Genomic DNA, 26,373 nt, shown 5'->3' with positions numbered 1-26,373 from the left:
TGTATTTGTATGAAAAAGCATTTATCACCTCTTCTACTGAGTTTCCTTGTTTGCGCTTGTTCCCAAACCGAACAGTACAACCCAATATCTGCTATTGAAGCTGACATTTCAATTCTTGCCAGCGACTCACTCGCTGGTCGGGAAGTAGGAACACCAGGCGAAAAAATGGCTGCTGATTATATCGTATCAGAGCTAAAAGCTGCTGGTGCTCAACCAAAAGGGACGGATGGTTACTATCAATCTTTCTTCGTGAAAGATGCCGATAACCCTCATGCTCAACCGTCGAGTGAGACTGGTGAAAATGGTATTACCGGCTACAATGTCGTTGGAATGATCGACAATCCAGGTGATGGGTTGGTAATTGTGGGTGCACACTATGATCACTTGGGGATGGGTGGGTTTTCTTCTTTACACAGAGGAGAACAAGCCGTTCACAACGGAGCAGATGATAATGCAAGTGGGATTGCTGCTATGCTTCACCTGGCTCGCATATTGTCAGACCAGGAATTAAACAGAGATATCGTGTTTATTGGTTTCTCCGGCGAGGAAAAAGGACTTTGGGGTTCCAATTATTTCACCAAAAACCCAACGGTCGATCTATCTAAAGTAAACTTCATGATCAATATGGATATGGTCGGACGACTGGATGAAACTAAAGGGCTCGCAGTGAATGGAACAGGTACCTCTCCCATTTGGAATTGGCTGCTTGATGAGGTGAATGCAGATAGTTTAAAGCTGATAAAAAGTGAATCGGGTGTGGGCCCTTCTGATCACACTTCTTTCTATCTACAGGATATCCCGGTGCTGCATTTCTTCACGGGACAACACGTGGACTACCACAAGCCCGGTGACGATCCTGAAAAAATCAATGAAGAAGGCATTCTCAAAGTTGCGTCGATGATTGAGCAGATGATCCTTCTTATGGATGATGATGAAAAGATTGCTTTCACTAAGACGAAGGATCAATCAGATAACACTCCCCGATTCACAGTTACTTTAGGTGTAATCCCAGATTATATGTACGATGGTGAAGGCATGCGTATCGATGGGGTAAGTGAAGATAAACCTGCTATCAAGGCAGGTATTGAAAAAGGTGATGTCGTAGTACAACTTGGTGATAGCACTGTCACTGATATGATGAGCTACATGCGTGCGCTTTCAATTTTTGAGAAAGGAGATCGAACCACAGTAGTAGTGGATCGGGCAGGCCAACAATTGAGTTTTGAGATTGAGTTTTAGTTGCGGATTACATCCCCCTGCCATCGCTATTCCTATCACTCCCCCCTTCAAAGGGGGAATTCTACTAAACTTTGTTCTGTATGTCATGGTTTACACAGCGAAGAATCTTTGAACTTAGGTAAAGATTTCTCCTATCGTCGAAATGACATGATTTAATACTTTTTCAGGGGTTAGGATGAGTTACTTCTCCACAGCCTCCCCCACCGACTCAAACAACGGCAACCATAATGTAAAAGTGGTACCCTTACCTTCTTCACTTGCCACTTCGATTTTGCCATTGTTCATCTCCATGAACTCATGTACCAGTTGAAGTCCAAGCCCCAGTCCTTTTTCCCCTGAAGTACCATAGGTACTCTTCTTATCCTGTAGTTGAAACAGTTTCTTCAGCTTATCCTTTGGCATACCTACACCAGTATCATAGATCTCGATTTTTGCCATTTCTCCATCCTCATGGGCGCGGATTCCTACTTTTCCTCCTTCGGGAGTAAACTTCAGGGCATTGCTGACCAGATTTCTCAAGATGGTCATCGTTGTATTTTTATCTGACCATAATTCCAGCTCTTCAGGAACATCTGCTACCAGTTCAATAGACTTTCCTTGTGCCATGGTAGACAAGGTTTTCACCAGATCATGAGCCATTTCTTTCAAGCTGAGTTTTTCAGGCACATTAGGTACATGGCCCTGCTGCTGCATGGCCCAGTTGAGTAGATTATCCAACAATTTCGAAAGCTGATCTACTGACTCATCGATGTGTTCTGTCATTTCCAGCAGCTGATCTGTTTGCTTGGTTTGTACCATCATTTTGATCATCTGGCTAATGCCATGAAAGCCTGCAACTGGACTTCTAAGGTCATGAGAGATAATGGAAAAAAACTTATCCTTTGTGCTGTTCAATCGCTCAAGTTCCGCTTTTTGCTCGGCAAGGATTTTATTGATTTTCGCTTTAGATCGGTAGTATTTGTAAATGATAGCTGCGAGCACAATGAGGATAAAAGCAAACGCCCCAACCGCAAGCGTTATAATTCTTTGTGTGCGTTTTTCTGCAGTCAGCAGGTCTACTTCTGCCTGTTTCTGCCCTACTTCAAATTCGGTTCGAAGATCCGCCATTTGCTGAACCGTTTCGATATCTGTAAGACTATCTTTATAAATCAAATATTGCTCGTGGTACCGAAGGGCATCATCAGAGTTTCCCATCTTTTTGTAAAGCTCGTATAGCTTTAAATTAGCATCACGGATTTGTTGTCGGAGTTTGTGATCCATGGCCATATCCAGACTTTCGCGCGCATATCGAAGGGCTCGATCATACTGTTGCTTTTCAAAGTATATATCAGCCATATAAGTATAGAAAATAGATATGGCATAATAATCCTGGTACCGAATAAGTATAGAAACTGCTTTTTCAATAGAAGTTTCAGCTGATTCATAGTCCTCTAATCCGGCTAGAGCTAAACCGATATTTCCGAAGGTATACGCTATTGCCATTTCATTAGACAGGGACTCCCAAATCACCTTTGCTTTATTAAAGAAGTATAAAGCAGTATCGTGATTATTAATAGCTAGATAACCATCACCTGCGTTCGTATAAGCAAGAGCTAACGCCCACTTTTCTCCAGATTGGAGGCTATCGAGCTGATTAATTATTTCAATAGCCTTATTATAATGCCTAAAGGCATTTGTGTAATCGTCACTACGCTTATAAACATCGCCTAATGCAGTATGCACTTCACTTTTTGTTTGTGGAACATCCGCATATTTCAAAACTTCATAAAATGTTTCTATGGCTGATGAAAGATTCCCTAATTGTTTCTCAGCGGTTGCTTTATAGTAAAGAGCGTTATAAAAAAAAATTGGTTGATCTGAAATTTTAGCAAACGCATAAAGTTCCTCGGCGTATCGTTTCTGATCAACTGGATTACTTTCATAATACGCAAGCCGACTTAAGACAATGCCCTTAAGGGAATCAGTTATGTTTTTAGATTCTAAAACTTGAAGCAAGCTGTCCACCTTTTCATTTGATTGTGAAAAGGTGGTGCTTGATAATGATAGTATTATAAAAATTAAAGCTAATCGCATTGATTAAGGATTGCCTCCGCCTTTGAAATCTGGATCTACCTCTATCGGCTGTCCTCCACCATCTGGCTTCACCTTGATGCTATATGCATCTACATCTGATGTACTAGTGGTATCAATTATTGTGACAACAACTGTATTCGAATCTTCGCCTCTTTTCGATTTAATCAATTTCTTACCCGTGCCCTTTTCATCGATTTTCTGAATTTTTTTAATTCCATTCCCTGCATGGAAAGTGACAGTATCTGTTCCATTCACCGTAGTTGATGGACTTGAAGGACCAACTGGAGAGTAGGAACCGCCATCCGTAGATGACCATTCAAGAGTTGTTCCATTGAGTCTCAGATAGATATCGTGATTCATTGTTAGTTTGGTTTAGTGATTAAAATTTTAGGTGCTCAATATATCAAATGATAATGTGAAATCAATCGATACAGGAAGTGAACCATTCATATACTTTTTTATCGATGCATCGTGAGTGCAACGGAATTGTCTAATTTTAGTCACCCTACTCGTCAATTAAACATGTCTGAATATATAGTAATTATAGCCGCTGAAAATGAGCGAAACTTATCTCCGTCAGAAGAACAGCATTGTATTGTTGAATATGGCAAATGGGCAGAGGACCTTGCAGAAAAGCATATTGTCGCCAGACGACTTTCACTGGAGAGTGGTGAACTAATTCCAAGCAAAAATTCTGTAACGACAGATGGCCCGTTTGTGGAAGCCAAAGAGCTCATCGCAGGATTCATATTGATCGAGGCTAAGGATCAAATCGCTGCTAACAAAATAGCCTCCTCTTGCCCGCTTAACCAGTATTTTCATTTATTTGTAAAGGCGGTGAATTGATAGAATACCCCCCCTATCCGCTGCGAACGACGCAGGATTGAGACTTAAAGATCTTTTACCTCTCTGAATCAGGTTACCATGTCTCAGGCACCCATCAGCTGCCTTCCTATGGGAATACGTATGTTTTACTAGTACAACATTCTTTCTGATCATGCGTATGTACTATGTATTAACAAGTACTGATTAATACAATTAAAAGAAACCTTTAATGCAACCTTTTGTCATTAAAAGGCATCAAACCCAAAAGAAAACCTAAACTCAAATGACAATGACTGGACTAAAAAACTACTTAAAAACACTTCTAGCGGCATTCACTTTAATTGCATTTTTCTCAGCCTCTGCTCAGGATGAAGGATTCATCTATGGAAAAGTTACAACCGAGGATGGAGATGTTTACGAGGGCCCATTAAGATGGGGAAAAGAGGAAGTGTATTGGACAGACATGTTCAATGCTTCCAAAAGAGAAAACAAAAATCTGGACTACCTATCAAGTCGAGAATTGGACCGATTGGAAGATCGGTATGATGAAAATGACAATCTCATCTCACGTTTTGTAAATATTACATGGGATGACGATGATAACCGATTTGTACATGAGTTTTCAACAGAATTCGGAAACCTTGCTGCTTTGAGAATACGAAGCGGTGACCGAGTGGAGGTGAAGCTAAAAAATGGTGAATACCTCGAGGTAGATGGATCCGGGTACAATGACATTGGTGCTAAAATTACCGTTTTGGATCGTGAGCTTGGAAAAATAAGACTCTCGTGGAACAACCTGGAAGAAATCGAATTCCTCCCTACCCCATCCAATTTGGATGAAAAATTTGGCGACCCACTTTATGGCACAGTAATCTGTGACCTTGGGGAATTCACCGGATTCGTACAGTGGGATCATGATGAGCGTGTAGGAACAGACATTCTGGACGGTGAAGAAGATGGAGATGATTATGAAATTGCTTTTGATAAAATAGCATCCATTGAACGAGATGGGTACAGTAGCAGTCTTGTCAAATTAAAGTCTGGGAGAACGCTGGATCTCAGAGGAACCAACGATGTAGATGATGACAATAAAGGCATTATCGTTACTGTAAAAGGGCTTGGCAGAGTGGATATTGAATGGGATGATTTCGATAAAGTTGAATTCAGAGAGGCACCAAATAGTGGCCCGGCATATAGCTCCTTTTCATCCCCTAAGAAAATCAAAGGAACGGTAGAGGTAGATAATGGAGATCGACATACCGGTGAAATCATCTATGATCTGGATGAAGAATACACCTTTGAACTGCTCAATGGTGAAAATGACGATGTTAAATTTATCATTCCGTTTTATAATGTGAAAGCCATTCAGCCTCGTCGATCAGATGAAGCAGAAGTGACCCTTACAAGTGGAGACACAATCATTTTAGAGGATGGACAGGATGTGAGCGAAAAGAATCTAGGAGTACTAATTAAAACCGGTTCAGATCGAGTTTACGTTCCGTGGGATCGAATTGAAAAAATCACTTTGGACTAATCGACCTTTACCCGGAACCAAGGGCTCGGTTAACTTTCAGGTACTCCTTTAGGCAAGGTAAAAATCTGAACATGATGAAGGACTAATCAAGGACTACAGGACTACAACAACAAACTCAAAGGACAAAAACTCAAAACCATGTTAAAGAACTATTTCAATGTTGCGTTGCGCAACCTGTTTAAGCATAAATTTTATTCACTCATCAATATATTGGGATTATCAGTAGGGCTTACTTGCTTTCTGATGATATCCCTCTATGTTGTGGATGAACTCAGCTACGACACCTTTCATTCAGATGCTGATCGTATCTATCGCATGGATTTTAGCGGTACGATCAATGGATCTGAATTTATTACAGCATTGGCTAGTGCACCTGCAGGCCCTACTATGCCGGTAGAATTTCCTGAAGTGGAAGAAGCTACCAGACTAAGAGGAACAGGAAACTGGATCATTAAGGAGAAAAATACCGAGGATGCCTTTAATGAAGATGCAGTAGTTTTCGCTGATAAAAACTTTTTCACTTTTTGGGATTTCAATTTGACCTCTGGTAATCCCGAAACTTGTTTGGAACGTCCAAACACACTAGTAATAAGTGAATCATTGGCAACCAAAATATTTGGCAATGAAGATCCTGTTGGTAGGATTGTGGTTTTAGATAATAATGACGATTGGGAAGTGACTGGGGTATATGAAGATATGCCTTCTAACTCTCACTTCAGTTTCGAAATGCTACTTTCCATGGAAAGCAGAGAGGAAGCTAAATCTACCATGTGGATGAGCTTCAACTTTAATACCTATCTAAAGCTACAGGAGGGCTATAATCCTAAAGATTTAGAAGCAAAATTTCCGGGGTTAATTGAAAAGTACATCGGGCCTGAAATACAAAATTTTATGGGTGCTTCATTAGAAGAGTTTTATCAATCCGGAAACGATGCGGGTTTCTACCTCTTCCCTCTTTTAGATATCCATCTTAAATCAGACAAACTTGGAGAGTTGACAGTAAATGGTGATATGAAATATGTGTTGATTTTCACAGCCATTGCCATGTTTATTTTGATTCTTGCATGTATCAACTTCATGAACTTATCCACTGCCAGATCGGCCGGAAGGGCTAAAGAGGTAGGAGTGAGAAAAGTAATGGGTGCATATAAGAGTCAATTGAGAAAGCAATTTCTTACAGAAGCTTTTTTGATCACTTTCATCTCCATACTTATCGCATATAGTCTTTCCTTCCTTTTACTTGACCAGTTCAATGAACTTGCAGACAAGGCAATGAATTTTAGCGGTCTCCTTTCTCCTGCCTTTCTTTTGATTATGGTAGGAGTCTTAATCATAGTAGGATTTCTGGCAGGAAGCTACCCGGCATTCTTCCTTTCTAAATTTCGTCCGGTTGAAGTATTAAAAGGCAAACTCAACCTTGGATTGAAAGGTGGCGGACTGAGAAGTACGCTTGTGGTTCTCCAATTTTGTGTGAGCATCATTATGATTATAGGTACAGCGATTGTATTTCAGCAACTTTCATACATTCAGAATAAAAAGCTCGGATACAGTAAAGACCACATTTTAATGATTCACGATCCATGGTTAATGGATGATAAAGCGGAATCGTATAAAAACGAAGCACTGCAGCACTCCAATATCCTTTCCGGAACCATGTCAAGTTTCTTACCCGTAAATACAGCAAATAATAACAATGCCTGGTTTCCGGGATCTAATGCCACCAAAAGTGAAACTTATATTTTTCACGAATACCGTGTGGATCATGATTACATGGAAACGCTTGGGATTGAAATAAAAAATGGCAGAAGTTTTTCCAAAGATTTCCCAAGTGACAGCCTGGCTGTAGTCATCAATGAAACAGCCATGCATCGTTTGGGCTGGACCGAAGAGGAAGCTGTTGGTAAAACACTGTCTACTTTTGATGGTGGTCAGGACACCACCTATACCGTATCTTATAAAGTCATTGGCATAGTGAAAGATTTCCATTTCACCTCACTCAAAGAGCAAATTGAACCTCTCATTTTTGAGTTAGGCAGAAGCCGTGGCTTTGTTTCCTTTAAAGTTTCAAGTGAGAATATTCTTGCTACCATCGGCTTTCTGGAAGACAAATGGAACGAGTTTGCACCAAGCCAGCCATTTGCCTATAGCTTCCTGGATGAACGATTCAATGAAATGTATGAGAATGAGCAGAAGCTTGGAAAAATATTTGGAGTATTTGCCTTCCTGGCCATTTTCATTGCATGCCTGGGACTTTATGGGCTAGCAGCATTCACTGCCGAACAGCGAAGAAAAGAAATAGGTGTCAGAAAAGTATTGGGTGCCTCCATTGCAAGCATCATCACCTTGCTGTCGAAAGAATTTTTGAAGCTGGTAGGGATTGCATTCGTGATAGCAGCTCCTATCGCCTACATATTTATGAATAAATGGCTTCAGGATTTTGAAAATAGAACCAACATCAACCTTATGGTTTTCATATTGGCTGGAATAGTAGCTCTGGTGATTGCATGGGTCACCATGAGCTTCCAGTCATGGAATGCGGCAAGAGTCAATCCTGCCAGATCATTAAAAGATGAATGATTTCACCTACTCTACTATGGGCCCGCTCCGATCTGGTGTGGGCTTTTTTACTAGAGGCAACCATTTTATATTCTGTGCATCAATACCATAACTAACTCCTACTGCTATGTTTAAAAACTATTTCAATGTTGCACTTAGAAATCTACTCAAGCACAAATTCTACTCATTACTAAACATCATTGGGTTATCTGTAGGCCTTGCCTGCTTTATGCTTATCACACTTTTTGTTAAAGATGAATTAAGCTACGACTCACATTTCGAAACGGCAGATAGAATCTATCGGATCGATTTCGCAGCGACACTTAATGGCTCTGATCACATTTCTGCTGCAGTTGGTGCTCCTACCGCGCTTGCACTAAAAACAGACTATCCGGAGGTTGAGGATGCTGTTAGATGCAGAAATAGTGGAAACTGGTTTGTGAAAAGAAAAGGGCAAACGGAAACATTCAAAGAGGAGCACGTGCTCATGGCGGATTCAAACTTTTTCAAATTCTTTTCACTCGATTTGGTTTATGGAGACCCGGAAAATGCTTTAAACAGGCCAAATACCCTAGTGATGGATCTCAGCACATCCAGAAAGATTTTTGGAGATATTAACCCTGTTGGAGAAGTGCTGGTTCTTGATAATGAACATGACTATGAGGTGGCCGGCGTTTATGCAGATATTCCTCAAAACACACATTTCCATCATAACCTGATGCTGGCCATGAGTACGTTTGATTGGGCCAATAACCAAAATTGGTTGAGTACTAATTTCAACACGTATGTAAAACTGAACAAAGGTACTCCTGGAGAAGTGCTGGAAGCAAAGTTTCCAGGAATGATCCAGACCTATTGTGCTCCATTAATTGAGCAGTTCCTAAATATGAATATGGAGGAATTTCGAAATAGTGGGAATGCATTAGGATTCTCTCTATTTCCTCTAACTGATATCCACCTCAAGTCCAACAAGGACAGTGACCTTGAAGCCAATGGAGATATAAAATATGTATTCATCTTCTCAGCAGTAGGTTTGTTCATCCTCCTTCTTGCATGTATCAATTTCATGAACCTGGCCACCGCCAGATCAGCTAACCGAGCAAAAGAAGTGGGTGTACGAAAAGCGATGGGTGCTCGTAAAAAACAACTTATCAACCAATTTATTTCTGAGGCCTTACTTATTTCAGTGCTGGCCTTTCTCCTTGCTTATTTAATGTCACTCATCGCAATCCCGTCATTTAATGCATTGGCATCTAAGCAGTTGAGCTTTATAAAACTGCTTGAAGGCGAATTTATTTTGTTAATGGTGGGTGTTATGGTACTTGTAGGGTTACTGGCAGGTAGCTACCCGGCCTTTTACATGTCAATGTTCAGACCTGTTGAGGTTTTAAAGGGCTTAGTGAGGCAAGGAATGAAAAGCGGACCAATCAGAAGTGCGCTGGTCATCTTTCAGTTTTCCATTTCCATCATCATGATCATTGGTACAGCTATTGTTTTTGATCAACTTTCTTTTATCCAGAATAAAAAATTAGGATACGAAAAAGATCAGATTCTAATGGTTAATGACGCATGGATACTTCGCGACCAAGTAAACGCATACAAAGAAGAAGCTTCCAGGAATTCCAATATACTGAATAGTACCATTTCAAGCTTCACACCCATGGGAAACACCAATAATTCTGACCTCTATTTCAAAAATGCCAGTGCTGCATCCGATGAAAGCCTGGTAATAAACATAGCAGTTGTAGACCATGATTTTGTCAATACAATGGGTATCGAAATCAAGGAAGGTAGATATTTCTCGGAAGATTTTACGAGCGATTCTACGGCAGTACTTATCAATGAAACTGCAGCTCAAAATTTCGGATATGATAATCCCGTTGGATCGATGATTTACAATTATGGTGGCTCCAATGACAACCCTGAGGTAGAGGGATATAAAATTATCGGAGTGGTAAGTGACTTTCATTTCAAGTCACTAAGAAGCAATATAGAGCCTTTGATAATGCACCTCGGCCAAAACTCCGGTTTTGCATTGTTTAAAATCCAGACGGAAAACACAGATGAGACAATAGATTACCTGAAAACCACCTGGGATCAATTTGCTCCAGGCCAACCCTTTGAATACCAGTTTATGAATCAGGAATTCAATGCCATGTATGAAGCAGAAAACAAGGTTGGCAAAATCTTTACCGTCTTTGCAGTATTAACCATTTTCATAGCATGTCTTGGATTGTTTGGGTTAGCAGCTTTTACGGCAGAACAAAAAACCAAGGAAATAGGCATACGCAAAACACTGGGTGCGTCCATCCCTAGCATCATCAATTTGTTGTCCAAAAACTTTCTTAAGCTTATCATTATTGCGTTAATCATTGCTATCCCTATTGCTTCAATCGCAATGAACTATTGGCTGGAAGCTTTTGCTTACCGAACCGGACTTAAGCCATCAACATACATTATTTCAGGTATGATCGCGATAGCAATTGCTTGGATTACAATCAGCTTTCAATCCTGGAAAGCTGCACGGGTTAATCCTGCTCAATCGTTAAAAGATGAGTAACATATGTTTAATAATTTGATAATTTGATTAAACAGTTATCCCCATATCCACAAGTTATCCACAGCTCCGATTCTTCGGGGCTTTTTTTATTTTCATAGGCTGTGATTGTGTTATTTTGAATAGCAATTCAAACCACCCTTATGTACCTCATTTTCGATACGGAAACTACCGGTTTACCTCACAACAAAACTGCTCCGGTAGAACAATTGGACAACTGGCCAAGATTGGTCCAGATCGCCTGGCAGCTACACGATAGTAGCGGAAAATTATTATCTACAGGTAATCACATCGTAAAACCGGAAGGCTTCACCATCCCCTTTAATGCCGAAAAGGTACATGGCATCTCTACACAAAGAGCACTTGAGGTCGGAGAAGATTTATCAGAAGTACTGGATAAATTCTCAGAAGATGTCAAACGAGCAGAAGTACTTGTTGGTCATAACATTGAGTTTGATAACAAGATTATTGGTGCAGAATACCTCAGAACCGAAAAAGAGAACCTTTTAGCTGATGCTAAAAACATTGATACCGCAGAAGATACCAAAGAGTTTTGCCAGCTACAAGGAGGTATCGGAGGTCGTTTAAAATCACCGAAACTCATCGAGCTTTATGAAAAGCTGTTTGGGGAGCCGTTTAAAGATGCTCATGATGCAGCGTACGATGTAGATGCTACAGCCAAAGCATTCTTTGAATGTTTGAAACGCTCGATCATCCCAACGATTGACGACACCCTTCCGGAGGGTATCATCTATGAAGCTCCGGACCTGGATGCTGCAAACTTTGCTACCAAGCGTCAGAAGTCATCTGGTAAAATCGGCACTGAGGAAGTAAAAGCAGAAGACATCAAGGGGGCCTTCTGTCACCTGCACGGTCACTCCCAGTTTTCAGTACTGCAGGCCACCCCTGATGTTGGCGCTATCATCGCCAAAGCAAAAAATTATGAAATGCCGGCAGTGGCTCTCACAGATTTGGGCAATATGTTTGGTGCATTCAAGTTCGTACGGGCTGCCAAAGGAGCTGGCATCAAACCCATTCTTGGTTGTGAGTTCTTTGTTGCAGAAGAGCGACTCAAGCTTCAGTTTACCAAAGACAATCCCGACAAACGATTCAAGCAAGTCTTGTTAGCCAAATCGAAGAAAGGCTATGAGAATCTCATCAAACTAAGCTCCATCGCCTACAAAGAAGGTAACTATGGACTCTACCCTCGTATTGACAAAGCGCTGATTGAGGAATACAAAGAAGATCTCATTGCATTGAGTGGCAGCCTTGGTGGTGAAATACCTCACCTTGTTTTGAACGTGGGTGAAACGCAGGCTGAGGAAGCTGTCCTTTACTGGAAGGACTTGTTTGGAGATAACTTTTACCTGGAGCTCAACAGGCATGGACTGGAAGAAGAGGATCGACTGAATGAAATACTAGCAGGATTTGCTAAGAAGCATGATATCAAGCTCATTGCTGCAAACGAGTACTTCTACCTTGATAAAGCAGATGCCAAAGCACACGATGTGTTGATCTGTATTAAAGAAAATGAAAGGCAAAGTACGCCAATTGGAAGGGGTCGTGGTTTCCGTCCGGGTTTACCAAACGATAACTACTACTTCAAATCTCAGCAAGAGATGAAAGAGGCTTTTGGAGATGTGCCTGAAGCCATTGAAAACATTTCAGAGCTGATTGATAAAATAGAGGAGTACTCACTTGAACGTGAGGTGCTTCTACCTGCCTTTGATATTCCGGAGGAATTCAAAGATCCGGAAGATGAAAAAGATGGTGGCAAGCGTGGAGAGAATGCCTACCTCCGACACCTCACCTATGAAGGAGCAAAGAAGCGGTATGAGGAGATTACTGATGAGGTCAGGGAACGATTGGATTTTGAGCTGGAAACGATTGCCAACACAGGGTATCCCGGTTACTTCCTTATCGTTCAGGATTTCACAGCCAAGGCCAGAGAGATGGGTGTTGCCGTTGGGCCGGGACGGGGATCCGCAGCGGGATCTGCTGTCGCCTACTGCATCGGTATCACCAACGTTGACCCGATCGCATATGATCTCCTTTTTGAGCGTTTCCTGAATCCGGACAGGGTATCCCTTCCCGATATTGATATTGACTTTGACAATGAGGGTCGGGAGAAAGTGATCAAGTATGTGATCGACAAGTATGGATTTGATCAGGTAGCCCAGATCATCACCTATGGTACCATGGCTCCTAAATCAGCCATTCGAGATGCCGGACGTGTGATGGAGTTACCACTTCCTGAAACGGATGCTATTGCTAAGCTCGTTCCGGAAAAACCCGGGGCTAAGTTTTCAAAGGTGTTCGAGGAAGTCAAGGAACTGGAAGACCTTAAAAAAGGAAAAGATCTCCCCTCTCAAGTGTTGAACCAGGCGGTGGTTCTTGAAGGATCCCTGAGAAATACAGGAATCCATGCCTGCGGAGTAATCATCACCCCTGATGACATGAGCAAGTTTGTACCACTTGCCAAATCAAAAGACTCAGAACTTCTGGTCACCCAGTTTGACAACAGTGTGGTAGAAGATGCAGGCATGCTGAAGATGGACTTTTTGGGTTTAAAAACTCTGTCCATCATAAAGACCGCTGTAGAAAACGTAGAGAAGCGACATGGGATCAAAATTGATATTGATAAGATTCCATTGGATGATCAAAAGACGTATGAGCTGTACCAACGAGGTGAAACCAATGGTACCTTCCAGTTTGAGTCTCCAGGGATGCAAAAGCACCTTCGTGCACTGAAGCCGGATAAGTTTGAGGATCTCATCGCCATGAACGCTCTTTATCGACCGGGCCCGATGGAGTACATTCCAAACTTCATTGCACGTAAACACGGAAAAGAAGCGATCTCTTATGACATTCCTGAAATGGAAGAATACCTCGCTGAAACGTATGGTATTACGGTCTACCAAGAGCAGGTGATGCTTCTCTCTCAATCACTTGCTGGCTTTACCAAAGGTGAGGCCGATGTATTGCGGAAAGCAATGGGTAAAAAGAAGCGGGACGTACTGGATGAGATGAAGCCCAAGTTCATTGAGCAAGCCAAGGAAAAAGGCCACCCGGAAGATAAGCTCGAAAAGGTATGGACGGACTGGGAAGCGTTTGCCGCCTATGCGTTCAACAAATCCCACAGTACGTGCTATTCTGTAGTGGCGTATCACACCGGTTATTTAAAAGCCAACTATCCTGCCGAGTATATGGCTTCTGTGCTCACACACAATCAGAACAGCATTGACAAAGTGAGCTTTTTCATGGAAGAGTGTAAGAACAGAAATATACCGGTACTCGGACCGCATGTCAATGAATCACAGAAAGACTTTGCAGTGAACGCTGAAGGTGAGATTCGATTTGGGATGGGTGCTATTAAGGGAACAGGTGAATCAGCTGTCATGGCAATCATTGAAGAGCGTGATGAAAACGGACCATTTGCCGACATCTTCGATTTTGCCAAGCGAGTAAACCTCAGAACGGTCAATAAAAAGTCATTTGAAAGTCTGGCCAAAGCGGGTGGATTTGATTGTTTTGAGGAGTTTCACAGACGGCAATATGTAGAACCAGATGAGGAAGGCAACTCACTAATTGAAAAATCCATTCGATATGCCAATCGTATGCAAGAAGAAGAAGCCAGCAATCAGTCTTCCCTGTTTGGTGGTGCCTCAGGAACAGACATTTCTAAACCTAAGGTGGGTCGTATTGAGCCATACGGTGATATCGAAAAACTGAATATAGAGAAAGAGATGGTTGGACTGTATATCTCCGGTCATCCCCTTAATCAATTCAAGTTCGAAATGGATCACCTGACCAATGCAGGCATTCACCAACTATCCGAACCAGAAAAATTACAAGGAAGAGAAGTGCGCATTGGTGGAGTGGTGAGTGATGTTCAGCATCGAACCTCGAAGAAAGGGAATCCATTTGGACAATTTACGCTCGAAGATTTTAATGATAATTATACCTTTTACTTGTTCGGTCAGGATTACCTAAAATTCAAGCCAATGTTGGAAAAAGGTTGGTTCCTATACTTAACGGGGAACATCCAAAACCGATGGAACAGTGAGGAGTTGGAATTTAAGATCCAAAACATAGAGCACCTGAGTGAGATCCGCGAGAAGATGACCAAAGGGTTGGAAATAAAAATGAGGCTGGAAGATGTGAATGCCATTATCGTGGACGAGGTAGAGCGAATCGCAGAGCAGCATCCTGGTAAGTCATTACTAAAAATGTCGCTGGTAGGTGTTTATGAAAATAGAGCCATCAACCTTGAGATGCTGAGTAGGAAGTTCACCATTGAACCATCTGATGAGTTGATCAAAGAGTTGGAAGGCATTGAGGAGTTGAGGTATCGGGTACTACTTCAAAAAAACTAAAACTTTTAACCGCGGAGAGCACTGAGGAGTTGAGGTGTCGGGTGTTACTTCAGAAAAACTAAACTTCTTTTAACCATAGGGGACACGGAGAATTCCACAAAGAGCACAGAGTTAGTCCACAAAAAAGTATTATACATACTCCTCAGGTTTCTCTGCGATTAATCTCAGATTATCTCGGCGTTTAAGAGCTAAACTAAATGTCAAGTTGGCAACAAACTCTCCTTTTATCAAAAGAGAATAAACTATTCAAATTACTTTTGTGTTCGAATCACAAGAAGACAAAATATCAACAGATAAGACAATGGCAAAAGCAGTAGAAATTACAGATAACAACTTTGAAGAAATTATCAATTCAGATCAACCAGTTTTGGTTGACTTCTGGGCAGAGTGGTGCGGTCCTTGTAAAATGATTGGTCCTGTTGTAGAAGAACTTGCAGGCGATTTTGAAGGAAAAGCAGTAATCGGCAAAGTGGACGTAGATGCAAACCCCGAAGTATCTGCAAAATTTGGCATCCGATCCATCCCTACCCTCCTCGTTTTCAAAAACGGTGAAGTAGTAGACAAGCAAATCGGAGCAGTACCTAAGAATGTACTAAGCGACAAGATCACTGCACAGATGGCATAAGCCAGGTTGAAAATCTTTAAGCCCTATTCATTAAGTTGAATAGGGCTTTTTTTATGATATTTATTGGATGAAGCTCTTCTCACACTCATCCATTATCCTTCCTGTGCCGAATGTAAAAGAAGCCACGGAATATTACCGGGATATTCTAGGGTTCAAGATTTCATTTCTTTGGCAAGATCCTCCAACATATGGAGTAGTAAATCGAGAGGATGCTGTTGGGATTCATTTTACAGAATCATCGGATCCTCTATTTACAGCGCATGCAAAACTTTACATATTCGTAAATGATACCGATGCTGTATTTGATGAGTATAAAAAATCCCGTGCTAATATTATCGAGCCCATCAACGATACCGATTACAAAATGCGAGAGTTTGTCATTGAAGACCTGAATGGATACAAAATTGTGATTGGAAAAGGAATTTAATATGATTATCAACCTGATCTCCGGACCAAGAAACATTTCCACTGCACTAATGTACTCCTTTGCTCAGCACAGTCAGATCAAAGTTGTGGATGAGCCCTTTTATGCGCACTACCTGATTCATACCAGATTGGATCATCCGGGTCGTGAAGAAACCATCGCCAGTATGTCGGCAGATGCCAACACAGTGCTGAATGAAATTCATACCTTGGAAAAAGAGCATGGAATCGTTTTTCTTAAAAACATGGCCCACCATCATGAAGGACTGGATTGGAGTTATTCCCTACCTATGCAGAATATCTTATTAATTCGAGATCCTAAACAATTGATCGCATCCTTTGCGCAGGTAATTTCTCAACCAACCCTTCAGGATATCGGATTAAAACATGAAGCGGACATTCTGGATTACCTCGTTGAAAATGGGATTACACCTATTGTCATTGATTCAAATGATATTTTGATTGATCCACATCGGGGATTAAATCAACTTTGTAAACAACTCGAAATCGACTTTGAAGAAGGAATGCTCACATGGAAGAAAGGGCCTATCCCTGAGGACGGGTCATGGGCGAAATATTGGTATAAAAATGTTCATAACTCGACCGGATTTGCTAAACAAAAAACCAGCGAGAGACCATTACCTCAACATTGTGAAGGCTTGTATAAAGAAGCGTTTCCTTACTATCAGAAACTTAAAAATTATAAATTGAAGCATGCTACAAAAATTCAATCCAAAAAATAAGAATATAAAAATATGGGTCGGTGATAAGCTATATCCACGAGACGAGGCTAAAGTTTCTGTTTTTGATTCATCTGTCCAGGGAGGAGATACTGTTTGGGAAGGTCTGAGGGTTTACAAAGAAGGAATTCTTCATCTGGATCAACACCTTGATCGCATGTATGAATCCGCTAAAGCGCTGGCTTTTGATCATGTCCCTACTAGACAATTTGTCAAGGATGCGATCAAAAAAACACTAGAGGCCAACAAAATGGATGAAGATGTACACATTCGTCTTACGCTCAGTAGAGGTGAGAAGGTGACATCCGGTATGGATCCACGACTTAACCAGAAAGGTAGTTGCCTAATCGTACTGGCCGAATGGAAGCCATTGGTTTATGACAATGAATCCGGCATTCGAGTGATCACATCCACTCAGAGAAGAAATGGCCCGCAGTTTCTGGATTCCAAAATCCATCATAGTAATCTCTTAAATAATATTCTGGCTAAGATTCAGGCCAATGTTGCGGGGGTAGATGCAGCCATTATGCTGGACGATCGTGGATTTGTTGCCGAACTAAACGACACCAATCTATTTATGGTAAAAGATGGCATACTTTATACGCCTCATGCTAACGCATGTCTTCATGGCATTACGAGAGCCTTTGTGATCGAGCTAGCACTTGCAAATGGCATTCCATGTCATGAAAAAGATTTAAGCCTGGTGGAGTTTTACAATGCTGATGAAGTATTTGCTACTGGCACCATGGGGGAGTTAACACCCGTGGTAGAAATAGATGGACGAACAATCGAAAGCGCCATTGGATCAGATCTTCGTAATCAGTTGTCCATTTTTATGTTTGATCACTTAAAAGAACGATGTGTGAAACTTTAAAGTGAATACGAAAATCACGTAAATCGTTGATTACCAAAATCACCGTTACATAAAACTGGCCATAGATACATCTTTGAATATTAATTAAAAGAAGTAAAAAGCTATGGAAATCGCAAGCAACGAACTAACGCACCTCTCCTACGAATATGTTGTAAACGGGAAGCTCATCAAACGAAATGCTATTGATCAGAAATCGGATGCTGAGGGCAATCTTTGGGTGCTGGTGGAGACTACAGGAGACAGACACTCAGCTAATACCCAATGGGTGGAACTAAGCTTCTTTAAAATGTGGCTGGTAAGAATGAGTACGGCGGCTTAGAAGAACATAAAAAAAGCGAACTCAATGAGAGTTCGCTTTTACTTTCATAGTATATCTAATTAGTATTCGCTATTGTCACTATCTCTATTCAACAAGTACCTTATTTCTAAATCTCCAGCATTTCCACCAGAAATAGTCTGTACTAACTGCATTTTAGAATAAGATTGAAAAACAATGGCAAAACTAAAAACAGTTCCATCAGACGCATTAAGCGTAAGTTGTGTATCAGAAGCAGTCCATGTTCCTGCAAAGAAGATACCATTGATATCCTCCAATACAAATGATCCATCACGCTCAAGAATAAACCGATCGAATAAGTCAACTGATCCTTGAGTCTGACCATTTACATAAACTTCAGCTACCTCCCAATCTCCCGGCACCATTTGTGTAGGCGTAGGGGCGGAGGTTTCAGCGCAAGAGTATGATAGTAGCACCACTCCCGCTAACATTAAAATATTATATAATCTTTTCATTTTATTGATGTTTTAAGGGAAGTAGTAGGGATTGCTCCCTACTACTCTACTCTATTTACTTTTTAACAATTCTAAAACTCTGAATCTCATTACCTTTTCTGATGATCAGGGTATAAATACCTTTCTCAATCGATCGGATATCTACAGTCATGGAATCTTCTTCCTCTGTCTTGTTGAATTCCTCAGAAAGCATCACCTGTCCCGAGAGGTTAGCGACACTTACAGCATAAGATCCAAGATCTCCACCCTTCATGTCTACATTAATGAAATCTGAACTTGGGTTTGGATACGTAGAAGCATTCAACTCTCCAAAGAATGTTTGAATACGTGCTCCTTCAACTGCTACTGCATTTGTTGTAATTACACAAGCTCCATCATCAAATGTTACTTCCGCAGAATATTCAGCATTATCAGTAACAAATATCGAGTTATCACCGCTTCTCTGCTGAAGCCTAACTCCATTTCTAAACCACTCGATTTCGTCATAACTAAATCCACCGGAAGTTACTGCGCGAATGTTGTTGCCATCCAGTTCTAATTCTACATTATAGAATGAAACAGTAAATGTAGTCGATGGCTCAGGTGAAGGACATCCTTCACCAGAAGCGTAACTAGATATTACATAAAAATCTGTTTGCTCAGTAACATCAATATCCACAAAGATTGAAGCTGTGTTGTTATTACCTCTAAAAGGATTTCCAACTGCAGCATCTGTTACATTATTATAAATCTGATAATTATAATCATCTAATGTACCAGTAATCTCATATCGAGCCGTACCTGGTCCACACAGAATTCCAACCTGATTAACACCAACTCCATCAAAGGCATATTGTCTGACATTGACATCAATCTCATTGGATTGTGTGCTGAAACAGCTTGTTCCATCAACTTCATTCGATACCTGGACTGAGAATAGCCCTGAATAATCTACGGTAATTGAGTTATTCGTATTACCAAATCCATCAGAGTTAGAATCTATCACACTGCCATTATTCAACCATCTATATTGTGCAAAACCAGCTGGAGCCGTGATGGTTACGGAACCTTCACCTTCACAAAAATCTGTTGCATCTGTTGTAGAGACAGTAACAGCATCAGGTCTTTCAAATATGTTCAACGTGAATGTAACAGACGAAACCGTGCAAGCAGAAACATTGTTTGGAACATCGTCATTTATCCAGTTGAAGCTATAGTCACCAGACTGATCCAGAGTAACAAAGGAACTCGTTGTGAAACCATCACTTACTCCATCTCTGATGATTTCAATAGTACCACCGCTTGCAGTCCATGAAGTTTCATCATGGAAATAAATGATTTGAGACTCACATGCGTCAATCACTTCACCATCTACGACTACATCGCCAGCAGTAATACTACCGGTTTTTGAAAGCCCAAATTCTGCAAGTTCATACCTTTCAACATATACAGGATCAGAAGAAGCACTAGCACAACCAGAGTTAGTCCCATTGAATGGAAAGTTCGATACTCTAACGGTATACGTTCCTTCATCCTCTGCTTCGATTACTCTACTTGTTAACGTTCCAGACGGAGTACTCCATTCATAATAAGCAAAACCATCAGTTGCTTCAAGTATTGCCGGATCGGCTCCTTCACAACCAATTAAACCACCACTTGTAAGAGTAATAGATGGCTTATCAGGAGATGCAATAATATTAATGGTAATAGCTTCAGTATTATACTGACATTCTCCATCTGTGATTCTCGCAAAATAGTCACCAGACTTATTGTTGATATCATCTTCATCGATTGCACTTCCAGTTGCAATAGGTGTATTGATATCATCTCTGAACCACTCAACCAAGGTCACACTAAATGATGCATCGTTAGCATCTCTTCCAACACGTAAGTCAATCGCAGCATCTTCGCAAAGATCTATTGACTGACCATTGGCTACTTCCTCATAAATACTAAGGTTTGTGTTTTGAACAAAAGCAAGACCATTCTCGACCAACTCTACTTCTAATTCAAATGTAGATGTTAATGTTCTACACGCAGTGCCAGTTGAAGTATTTGAAGTAATCTGAAGACCTAATACTACATCTTCTGTAATGACACCCAAATCAACTTCAGTTTCTCCATCTTCAGGATCATAAGTTAATGTGCCCAGTACACTATCATCAGAAGTATCAATTACTTCATAAGTGAAGTAGTTCTGTACATCATCAATATTCACCATAAGGCTTTCGCCCTCACAAGCTTTATCACCTGATGCAACAGAAATTTCTGCGTCTAAGTTGATTTTAGCTACTACCTCCAGACTTTTTTCACTTAAAGGCTCAGAGGTACTTTCATAGTCCTCATCATCTTCCTTATAAGTATCATCATCATAATTCAACCGGAATCTGAAATTCTTATTGTTGTCGTTTGAAGCAAAAACAGTTGTTGGAAGCGTAAATCCTTCCAAAGTTCCTGTTCCAGAAACAATACCAGCAAATTCCTTCGTTAATGATCCATCTGAAGATCCATTCACTTGATCGTATGATACTGTTACGATGTTATCTGCACCAAATGAACCTCTCACTTCGTAAGAAAGTACAATATCATCTACTAAACAAGACTGTTCAGAACCAACAGAAGTAACTAATAATACTTGATTAGCAATATTCTGCATATCCGACTGATATTCGAATGGAAGTACATTTCCAGATTTAAATGAGAACTTATCAATCGTGATATCATTTCCATTGCGCTCCTCTACTCTGAATCTAAATATGGATTCATTCGACTTCATATCATCTAACACATCCACCAAATATGTTCCAGTCGCATTTTCTTCTGGCTCATCTACATCTGGGAACGTTCCTAATTCTGTGTAAGTAGCACCTCCATCAATTGAATACTCAAAGATCAAGTATTGCTCTGAAGTCAAGTCTTCAGGGGTTTTGTTGAAAGTTAAGTCAAACTCAATCAAAGTAGTACCATCTAACTCACCAGCCTCAAACGGACGAGTAGTGATTAATCCACGTCCATTGGTGTTTTCAAATGATAATGTTAGATCAAATGATCCGCCGGTTGCATCTTCTGGGTCTACATTTGAAAGTTCACCACTAAATATTTGATTCTCTTCACCGGACTCATCATCTTCCCTTATTACTACATTTTCAATCGTCGCATCACCAGTAAAATACCAGTAGAACTGCACAGTGGAGCCAGGACTTAGTGTACCAGACTCACTTGACTGAGTAGCTGTGAGGTTAGTTCCAGTTCCATAGAAATTAATGTAGGCAGGTGTTCCTCCATCTATACTTCTATATAGCTGAACAGAACCACTTGTTACTTCAATATCAAATACTGCTTCATAACGATCACTTTCCACAACTGTAGCAGGACCTGCAGACAAAGCGTAGGGTTCAAAAAATCCATTCACAAAATTGTCAGTTACATCATCCTCCAAATTGGTAAGATCATTGGTGTCTCCAATAAGATCTCCAACACTTCCTAATGCAGCACCTTCTGAAAGCTGTACTTCAAACGTGAAGTTGCTACCTCTTACATATGGAGGTAAATCCACTGTCATGGGATCAACACCTTCTTGTGTTGCAACCACTAGATCATCGCCACCTGAGTAATTTTTAATTAATAAGGTTGCAAATAATCCATCAGTACCCGCTGTATTAGATTCATCATTTTCTATATCAATGTTTACTGTAACAGTTTCACCTGCATATAGTATGTCATTGGCATCAAAATCTACCTCTGTATTAACTACCCTTAAGAAGACCGCCAGATCACCTACATCATTTCCACCATCTTCATCACCAACTAAGTATACTTTTTCACCGTCTACCATCAGGCTAACAGCAACCTCTACATCATAATTGTCATTTTCGACATAAAAAGGTATGGTCGCTGTAAAGTCACCTAGTGCTGTGGTGCTTCCTATAATTAATGGAAGATTAGTCTCTGGATCGATGATATAATCAGTACCATCATGTAAGTAAAACTCAAATAATGATCCTGATGGGAACAATGGCACATTGTCCGGATTCAAATCAGATTTGATATCCCAGTTAGCAGTAAATGTCTCTCCATTAAATACCGCATCCTGTAAGTCTGCCTGGGCAAACAAGAAGTTAGAAGTAGCAGGAGTATTGATATCTACTGATTGCTCATTATTTGCTGATGTTGTGTAGATATTATCATCTAATGCATTTTCATCACCCAAAGTAACAGTTAGACTCGAAACACCAAACGTATTTTCGTTCGATCCAAGATTCAATGGCTGTGAAATACGGAAGTGTGTTGTAGCTGTTCCTACAGGTAATTCCACTTCATATGTATCTGCATCATACAATAAACCATCAGTTGTAGAAGCATCGTCTCCATCGGCATCCGTATAAGTTGCCTCCACAACTGTAAACGTAGCTCCTCCATCGGTGGTAATCTCCACTCGAGGGACTAGGTTCTTATTCACACCAGAACCAAATGAAGTATTTGTTGTGAATTCTAATGTTGCTGATGATTCATCACTCAAGTCAATGGCATTTGATAAAAAGAATCGCTCTCCATTTTCGTTGAACGTGAACGTACTAGCCATACTTGAGGTACCCTCAAATGAAAGGTAGTCATCAATCGAATTGAATGGAACTTCTTCACCTTCTTCATAATCTCCTCCAGCTGTAGCAGGAATGTATGGAATCACTTCAATATCAAACCCATCGCTTCCATCTGAATCATCATCGATAGTTGGAACCACATTTGGAATTGTACCAGTAATGGTGCCTGCACCATTTGTCAGTGTATTGGTTTTGCCAAGAATAAGAAACTCCTCATCTTCAGCATCGCCTCTATCTGCTCTTAGTACCAATGCATACTCTACATCAGAAGTAAATCCTATTGCAGTAAAATCTACCGTAATGGATTCCTCTAAATTAAAATCTGTAGACTCATAGGCATTAACAGTTAAACTCGGACGCTGTAATTCAAACGTTTCTTCATCTGTAGCAACATCAACTAATTCAGGAATATCAACAGTGAACTCCTGAATTTCAAACGTATTTTGACTTGCTGTAGCGTCTTCTGAAACGATTCTAAACTTAGTAGTACTTGACCACAAGCTATTTTCAAGATTCGCTGAAAGCGTCCAATCGGCATTGAATGTAATCGTTTGATCATCAATTTCCTCCCACGTAGTGCCATCTGTACTCGCCTCTAAGACTACATCGAAAGAGCTATTAAAGACAATTACATCAAGAACGGCTGTAACAGATGCTCCTGTAGAGACATCAAGTGAAACTGTAGTAGCAGATCTATCTCCTGCCTGATCAAAAATATCTGAATTATCCCCTTGCCTAGTAGCACCGACGACTGTCTCAAAGATTTCACTATCTAAAGATTCATCTAGCGTGAAGTTTTCGAAACTTACCAATTCTTCAGTATTACTATAGTCCAATACATCTGTACCAAGATCCACAGATAATTCAACGGTTTGCGTTGAACCTGCTGCATAGTCGAAATCCGTAGGAAGTGTCGCTGCAATAGAACCAGAGGAAGCAGCATCTGCAGCAGATCCAATCATGATGAAATCACCATTGTCATCTTCCAGATTCAACATTACCTGAGCACCTGTGCTTAAACTACCTTCTGAGATCGAATAATTTACTGTGATACTACCACCAACTGTCGCTCTATCCTCACCACCAACAACAATTGGATCAGTGATATCGATAGATGTAATCTCTACAGCTAATCCATAAATCTGAAGTGGCACTGAACTATATACTTCATCATTCACCACTAAGTATATATTATACTGACCTCTTTCAATTGTAGGAACAGTAAATGTGATTGACTCGGTTGTTACATCTGTAATTGAAGTAAGACTTAAATCTAGATCAGGGTTAAATCCATTTTGCTCCTGATCTATAAATAACTCTGCACCCGTACTTGCAGGGAATGCACCATCTGTCACGTCATAAGTAAATGTTAATGACTCTCCAGGGAAAGCTTGCCCATCTCCTCCTACAGTGATTTGATCCAAAGCAATAACTGGTCTTTCAACATCTAAAGTGGTTGAAAGTGTCAGCTGATTAATTTCAGTAGACGGTATAATATTAGATTCATTTTCAATGTCAAAATCTCTAATGATAAATGCATCCAAATCAGCTCCACCATTTGCAGACTGACGAATTCTAAAGGAAGTGCTTGTAGAAACAGCTCCTGCAGGCCAATTGCTTATCGTTACTGGGGTTGAATTATCATCAACATCTATTGCATTTAAATCTATACTACTTACTGTTTCTTCATCATTTGTTCCTTCATTAAGAATGAGCTCAGTAAAAGCAGCATATGTAGTTCCATCAGTAGAATATTCAACTACCACCTCTGTACCAGATGCAGATAGTAAATTATTTTTTCTAGCGATATCGAAATTGATTTCACCAGTAGTACCTGTAATATTAAATGCTTGAGTAGTTACTTGTCTTGTAGCATCCTCATCAAATACAATTCCTTCTCCTGCTTCTCTCTCACCTCCTTCTACAGTGAAATCATCAAATTCTAAGTCTTCAGGAAATAGGTCTGTGAAATCAGTTTCAGAAAACTCTAATCCAAGTTGTGGAGAAGTTCCTTCAAACGCTCTTAAAAATAAGTCCCACGTATTGCTTGAATTATAAGTAATGTCTGTTGGAATAGTAGCGTCAACTATGCTGAAGTTTCCATTGGTATTATCAATAGTTGCATCAGAACCTATCACAACCTCGACACCATCCGGATCTCTAAAAACAGCTGCAACTCCTTTACCTGCAGAGATATCCATGATATCAGAAATGCTACCATTGATCGTAAATTGATCACCTGGGTAGATTGTAGCTGCTAAAACTCCGACAGGATCTGTATCTGTTAAGGATATGCCTGGTAAAGCAACAGCTTCATCAGATGAAAAATTGGCTAACTCAGTATCTGGTGTACCAGCATTATTGTCATAGTCAGCAGATAGCTTAGCATAAGCGTTACCTGTCTGAATTGAAATAGAAGCTACAGACCATGATTTGCCCGTTCCATAATCTACGGTTCCTTTCTGTACAATTCTAAAACTTGTATTAGCTGATTTAGCGCCAGAAGGCAATACATATGTGAAATTTGTACCATCTGAAGATACAATTTCCGATTCTGTGCCTCCATTCCAATCTAGCGGTAAACCGGCAGTTGCAAATCCATCTTGGGAGTATTGCACTTCTAGCGGATTATCCGTGTCAGCATTGTTAAAACCTAAGTTAACAGTAACGGTAATGGTTTCAGATGCTGAAACATCAAACGCATCAGTTGTTAACTGGCGAGTACTGGCAGTTCCAAAAGTATATGTGAAATCTGTCTGAGAAGTACCTACTACGGTAACCTCAGAATTATCCAGATTATCAACAATCGCTTCTTGAATGTCTCCAGTAAACGCATTAAATCTCATTCTTAATGTTCCGGAAGATTCAGGTGTAAAATCAATATCCTGATCTGTTCCATCATCAACAGTAGAAGTCCCTAAAATGTCTTCATCTGTATCCAATAACCCATCGTTATCCGCATCATCCCATAAAATAAATGTTGTAGACGCAGGAAAATCCTGAGCATTAAATGTAAATGTTGCCTCTTTATTGACAACTAACCCCGTTGGGAATGTAGTAGTACTCACCGTGGGGGCTTGCGCATTCGCACTAAAAGCAAAAAGCCCGGTCAACATGACCAGCATCAATGCTCTTAGGTATAAAATATTATTGTATAATTTTTTCATTATTCTAGACGA

General features: G+C 40.5%; 15 protein-coding genes. 11 read left to right on the top strand and 4 right to left on the bottom strand.

Going from position 1 to position 26,373, the window contains the following annotated elements; genetic code table 11:
* The first annotated feature begins 9 nt into the window (after nucleotides 1-9).
* The gene (locus tag ACQK2H_RS07715; RefSeq protein WP_425390857.1) at nucleotides 10-1,239 is read left to right on the top strand and encodes a M20/M25/M40 family metallo-hydrolase; all 1,230 of its coding nucleotides are present in this window, start codon (nucleotides 10-12) and stop codon (nucleotides 1,237-1,239) included.
* Between the two features lie 180 nt (nucleotides 1,240-1,419).
* Here ACQK2H_RS07715 and ACQK2H_RS07710 read toward each other — a convergent pair whose 3' ends face one another.
* Nucleotides 1,420-3,312, bottom strand: a complete 1,893-nt coding sequence (locus tag ACQK2H_RS07710; protein ID WP_425390856.1) for an ATP-binding protein — start codon at nucleotides 3,310-3,312, stop codon at nucleotides 1,420-1,422.
* Nucleotides 3,313-3,315: 3 nt separating this feature from the next.
* A complete protein-coding gene (locus tag ACQK2H_RS07705; RefSeq protein WP_425390855.1) occupies nucleotides 3,316-3,672 on the bottom strand; it encodes a hypothetical protein in 357 nt (118 codons plus the stop codon).
* Between the two features lie 162 nt (nucleotides 3,673-3,834).
* On the opposite strand from ACQK2H_RS07705, the gene ACQK2H_RS07700 reads away from it, so the two are divergent.
* The 10 genes from ACQK2H_RS07700 (at nucleotide 3,835) to ACQK2H_RS07655 (ending at nucleotide 18,141) form a co-directional block, all read left to right on the top strand.
* Nucleotides 3,835-4,158 (top strand): YciI family protein, encoded by a 324-nt coding sequence (locus ACQK2H_RS07700; protein ID WP_425390854.1) that lies wholly within the window; start codon nucleotides 3,835-3,837, stop codon nucleotides 4,156-4,158.
* Nucleotides 4,159-4,426: 268 nt separating this feature from the next.
* The gene (locus tag ACQK2H_RS07695) at nucleotides 4,427-5,671 is read left to right on the top strand and encodes a hypothetical protein (protein ID WP_425390853.1); all 1,245 of its coding nucleotides are present in this window, start codon (nucleotides 4,427-4,429) and stop codon (nucleotides 5,669-5,671) included.
* A 138-nt stretch (nucleotides 5,672-5,809) separates the two neighbouring features.
* The gene (locus tag ACQK2H_RS07690; protein ID WP_425390852.1) at nucleotides 5,810-8,248 is read left to right on the top strand and encodes an ABC transporter permease; all 2,439 of its coding nucleotides are present in this window, start codon (nucleotides 5,810-5,812) and stop codon (nucleotides 8,246-8,248) included.
* 106 nt (nucleotides 8,249-8,354) lie between these two features.
* Nucleotides 8,355-10,787 carry an ABC transporter permease gene (locus ACQK2H_RS07685; protein WP_425390851.1) on the top strand — a complete coding sequence of 811 codons (2,433 nt, stop codon included), beginning with the start codon at nucleotides 8,355-8,357 and terminating at the stop codon, nucleotides 10,785-10,787.
* Between the two features lie 140 nt (nucleotides 10,788-10,927).
* A complete protein-coding gene (dnaE, locus tag ACQK2H_RS07680; protein WP_425390850.1) occupies nucleotides 10,928-15,160 on the top strand; it encodes a DNA polymerase III subunit alpha in 4,233 nt (1,410 codons plus the stop codon).
* Between the two features lie 301 nt (nucleotides 15,161-15,461).
* Nucleotides 15,462-15,785 (top strand): thioredoxin, encoded by a 324-nt coding sequence (trxA, locus tag ACQK2H_RS07675; RefSeq protein ID WP_349563152.1) that lies wholly within the window; start codon nucleotides 15,462-15,464, stop codon nucleotides 15,783-15,785.
* Nucleotides 15,786-15,852: 67 nt separating this feature from the next.
* Nucleotides 15,853-16,212: a VOC family protein gene (locus tag ACQK2H_RS07670; RefSeq protein ID WP_425390849.1), complete on the top strand. Its 360-nt coding sequence runs from the start codon at nucleotides 15,853-15,855 to the stop codon at nucleotides 16,210-16,212.
* Entirely contained in the window at nucleotides 16,196-16,951 is a 756-nt protein-coding gene (locus ACQK2H_RS07665; RefSeq protein ID WP_425390848.1) for a sulfotransferase family protein, read from the top strand. Before ACQK2H_RS07670 ends, ACQK2H_RS07665 begins: the two co-directional genes overlap by 17 nt.
* On the top strand, nucleotides 16,923-17,822 hold the full coding sequence (locus tag ACQK2H_RS07660; RefSeq protein WP_425390847.1) for an aminotransferase class IV: 900 nt from the start codon (nucleotides 16,923-16,925) through the stop codon (nucleotides 17,820-17,822). Before ACQK2H_RS07665 ends, ACQK2H_RS07660 begins: the two co-directional genes overlap by 29 nt.
* A 103-nt stretch (nucleotides 17,823-17,925) precedes the next feature.
* The gene (locus ACQK2H_RS07655) at nucleotides 17,926-18,141 is read left to right on the top strand and encodes a hypothetical protein (RefSeq protein WP_425390846.1); all 216 of its coding nucleotides are present in this window, start codon (nucleotides 17,926-17,928) and stop codon (nucleotides 18,139-18,141) included.
* 59 nt (nucleotides 18,142-18,200) lie between these two features.
* Here the strand turns inward: ACQK2H_RS07655 and ACQK2H_RS07650 are convergent, their stop codons facing one another.
* A complete protein-coding gene (locus tag ACQK2H_RS07650; RefSeq protein ID WP_425390845.1) occupies nucleotides 18,201-18,614 on the bottom strand; it encodes a hypothetical protein in 414 nt (137 codons plus the stop codon).
* A 55-nt stretch (nucleotides 18,615-18,669) separates the two neighbouring features.
* Complete coding sequence (locus tag ACQK2H_RS07645) at nucleotides 18,670-26,361, bottom strand: T9SS type A sorting domain-containing protein (RefSeq protein WP_425390844.1); 7,692 nt, start codon at nucleotides 26,359-26,361, stop codon at nucleotides 18,670-18,672.
* Between the last annotated feature and the right edge of the window lie 12 nt (nucleotides 26,362-26,373).

Origin of the sequence: Ekhidna sp., assembly GCF_965228795.1 — a bacterium.
GTDB lineage: Bacteria > Bacteroidota > Bacteroidia > Cytophagales > Cyclobacteriaceae > Ekhidna.
Note: the sequence above shows the minus strand (reverse complement) of the source record. Positions and strands in the feature narration are given on the sequence as shown.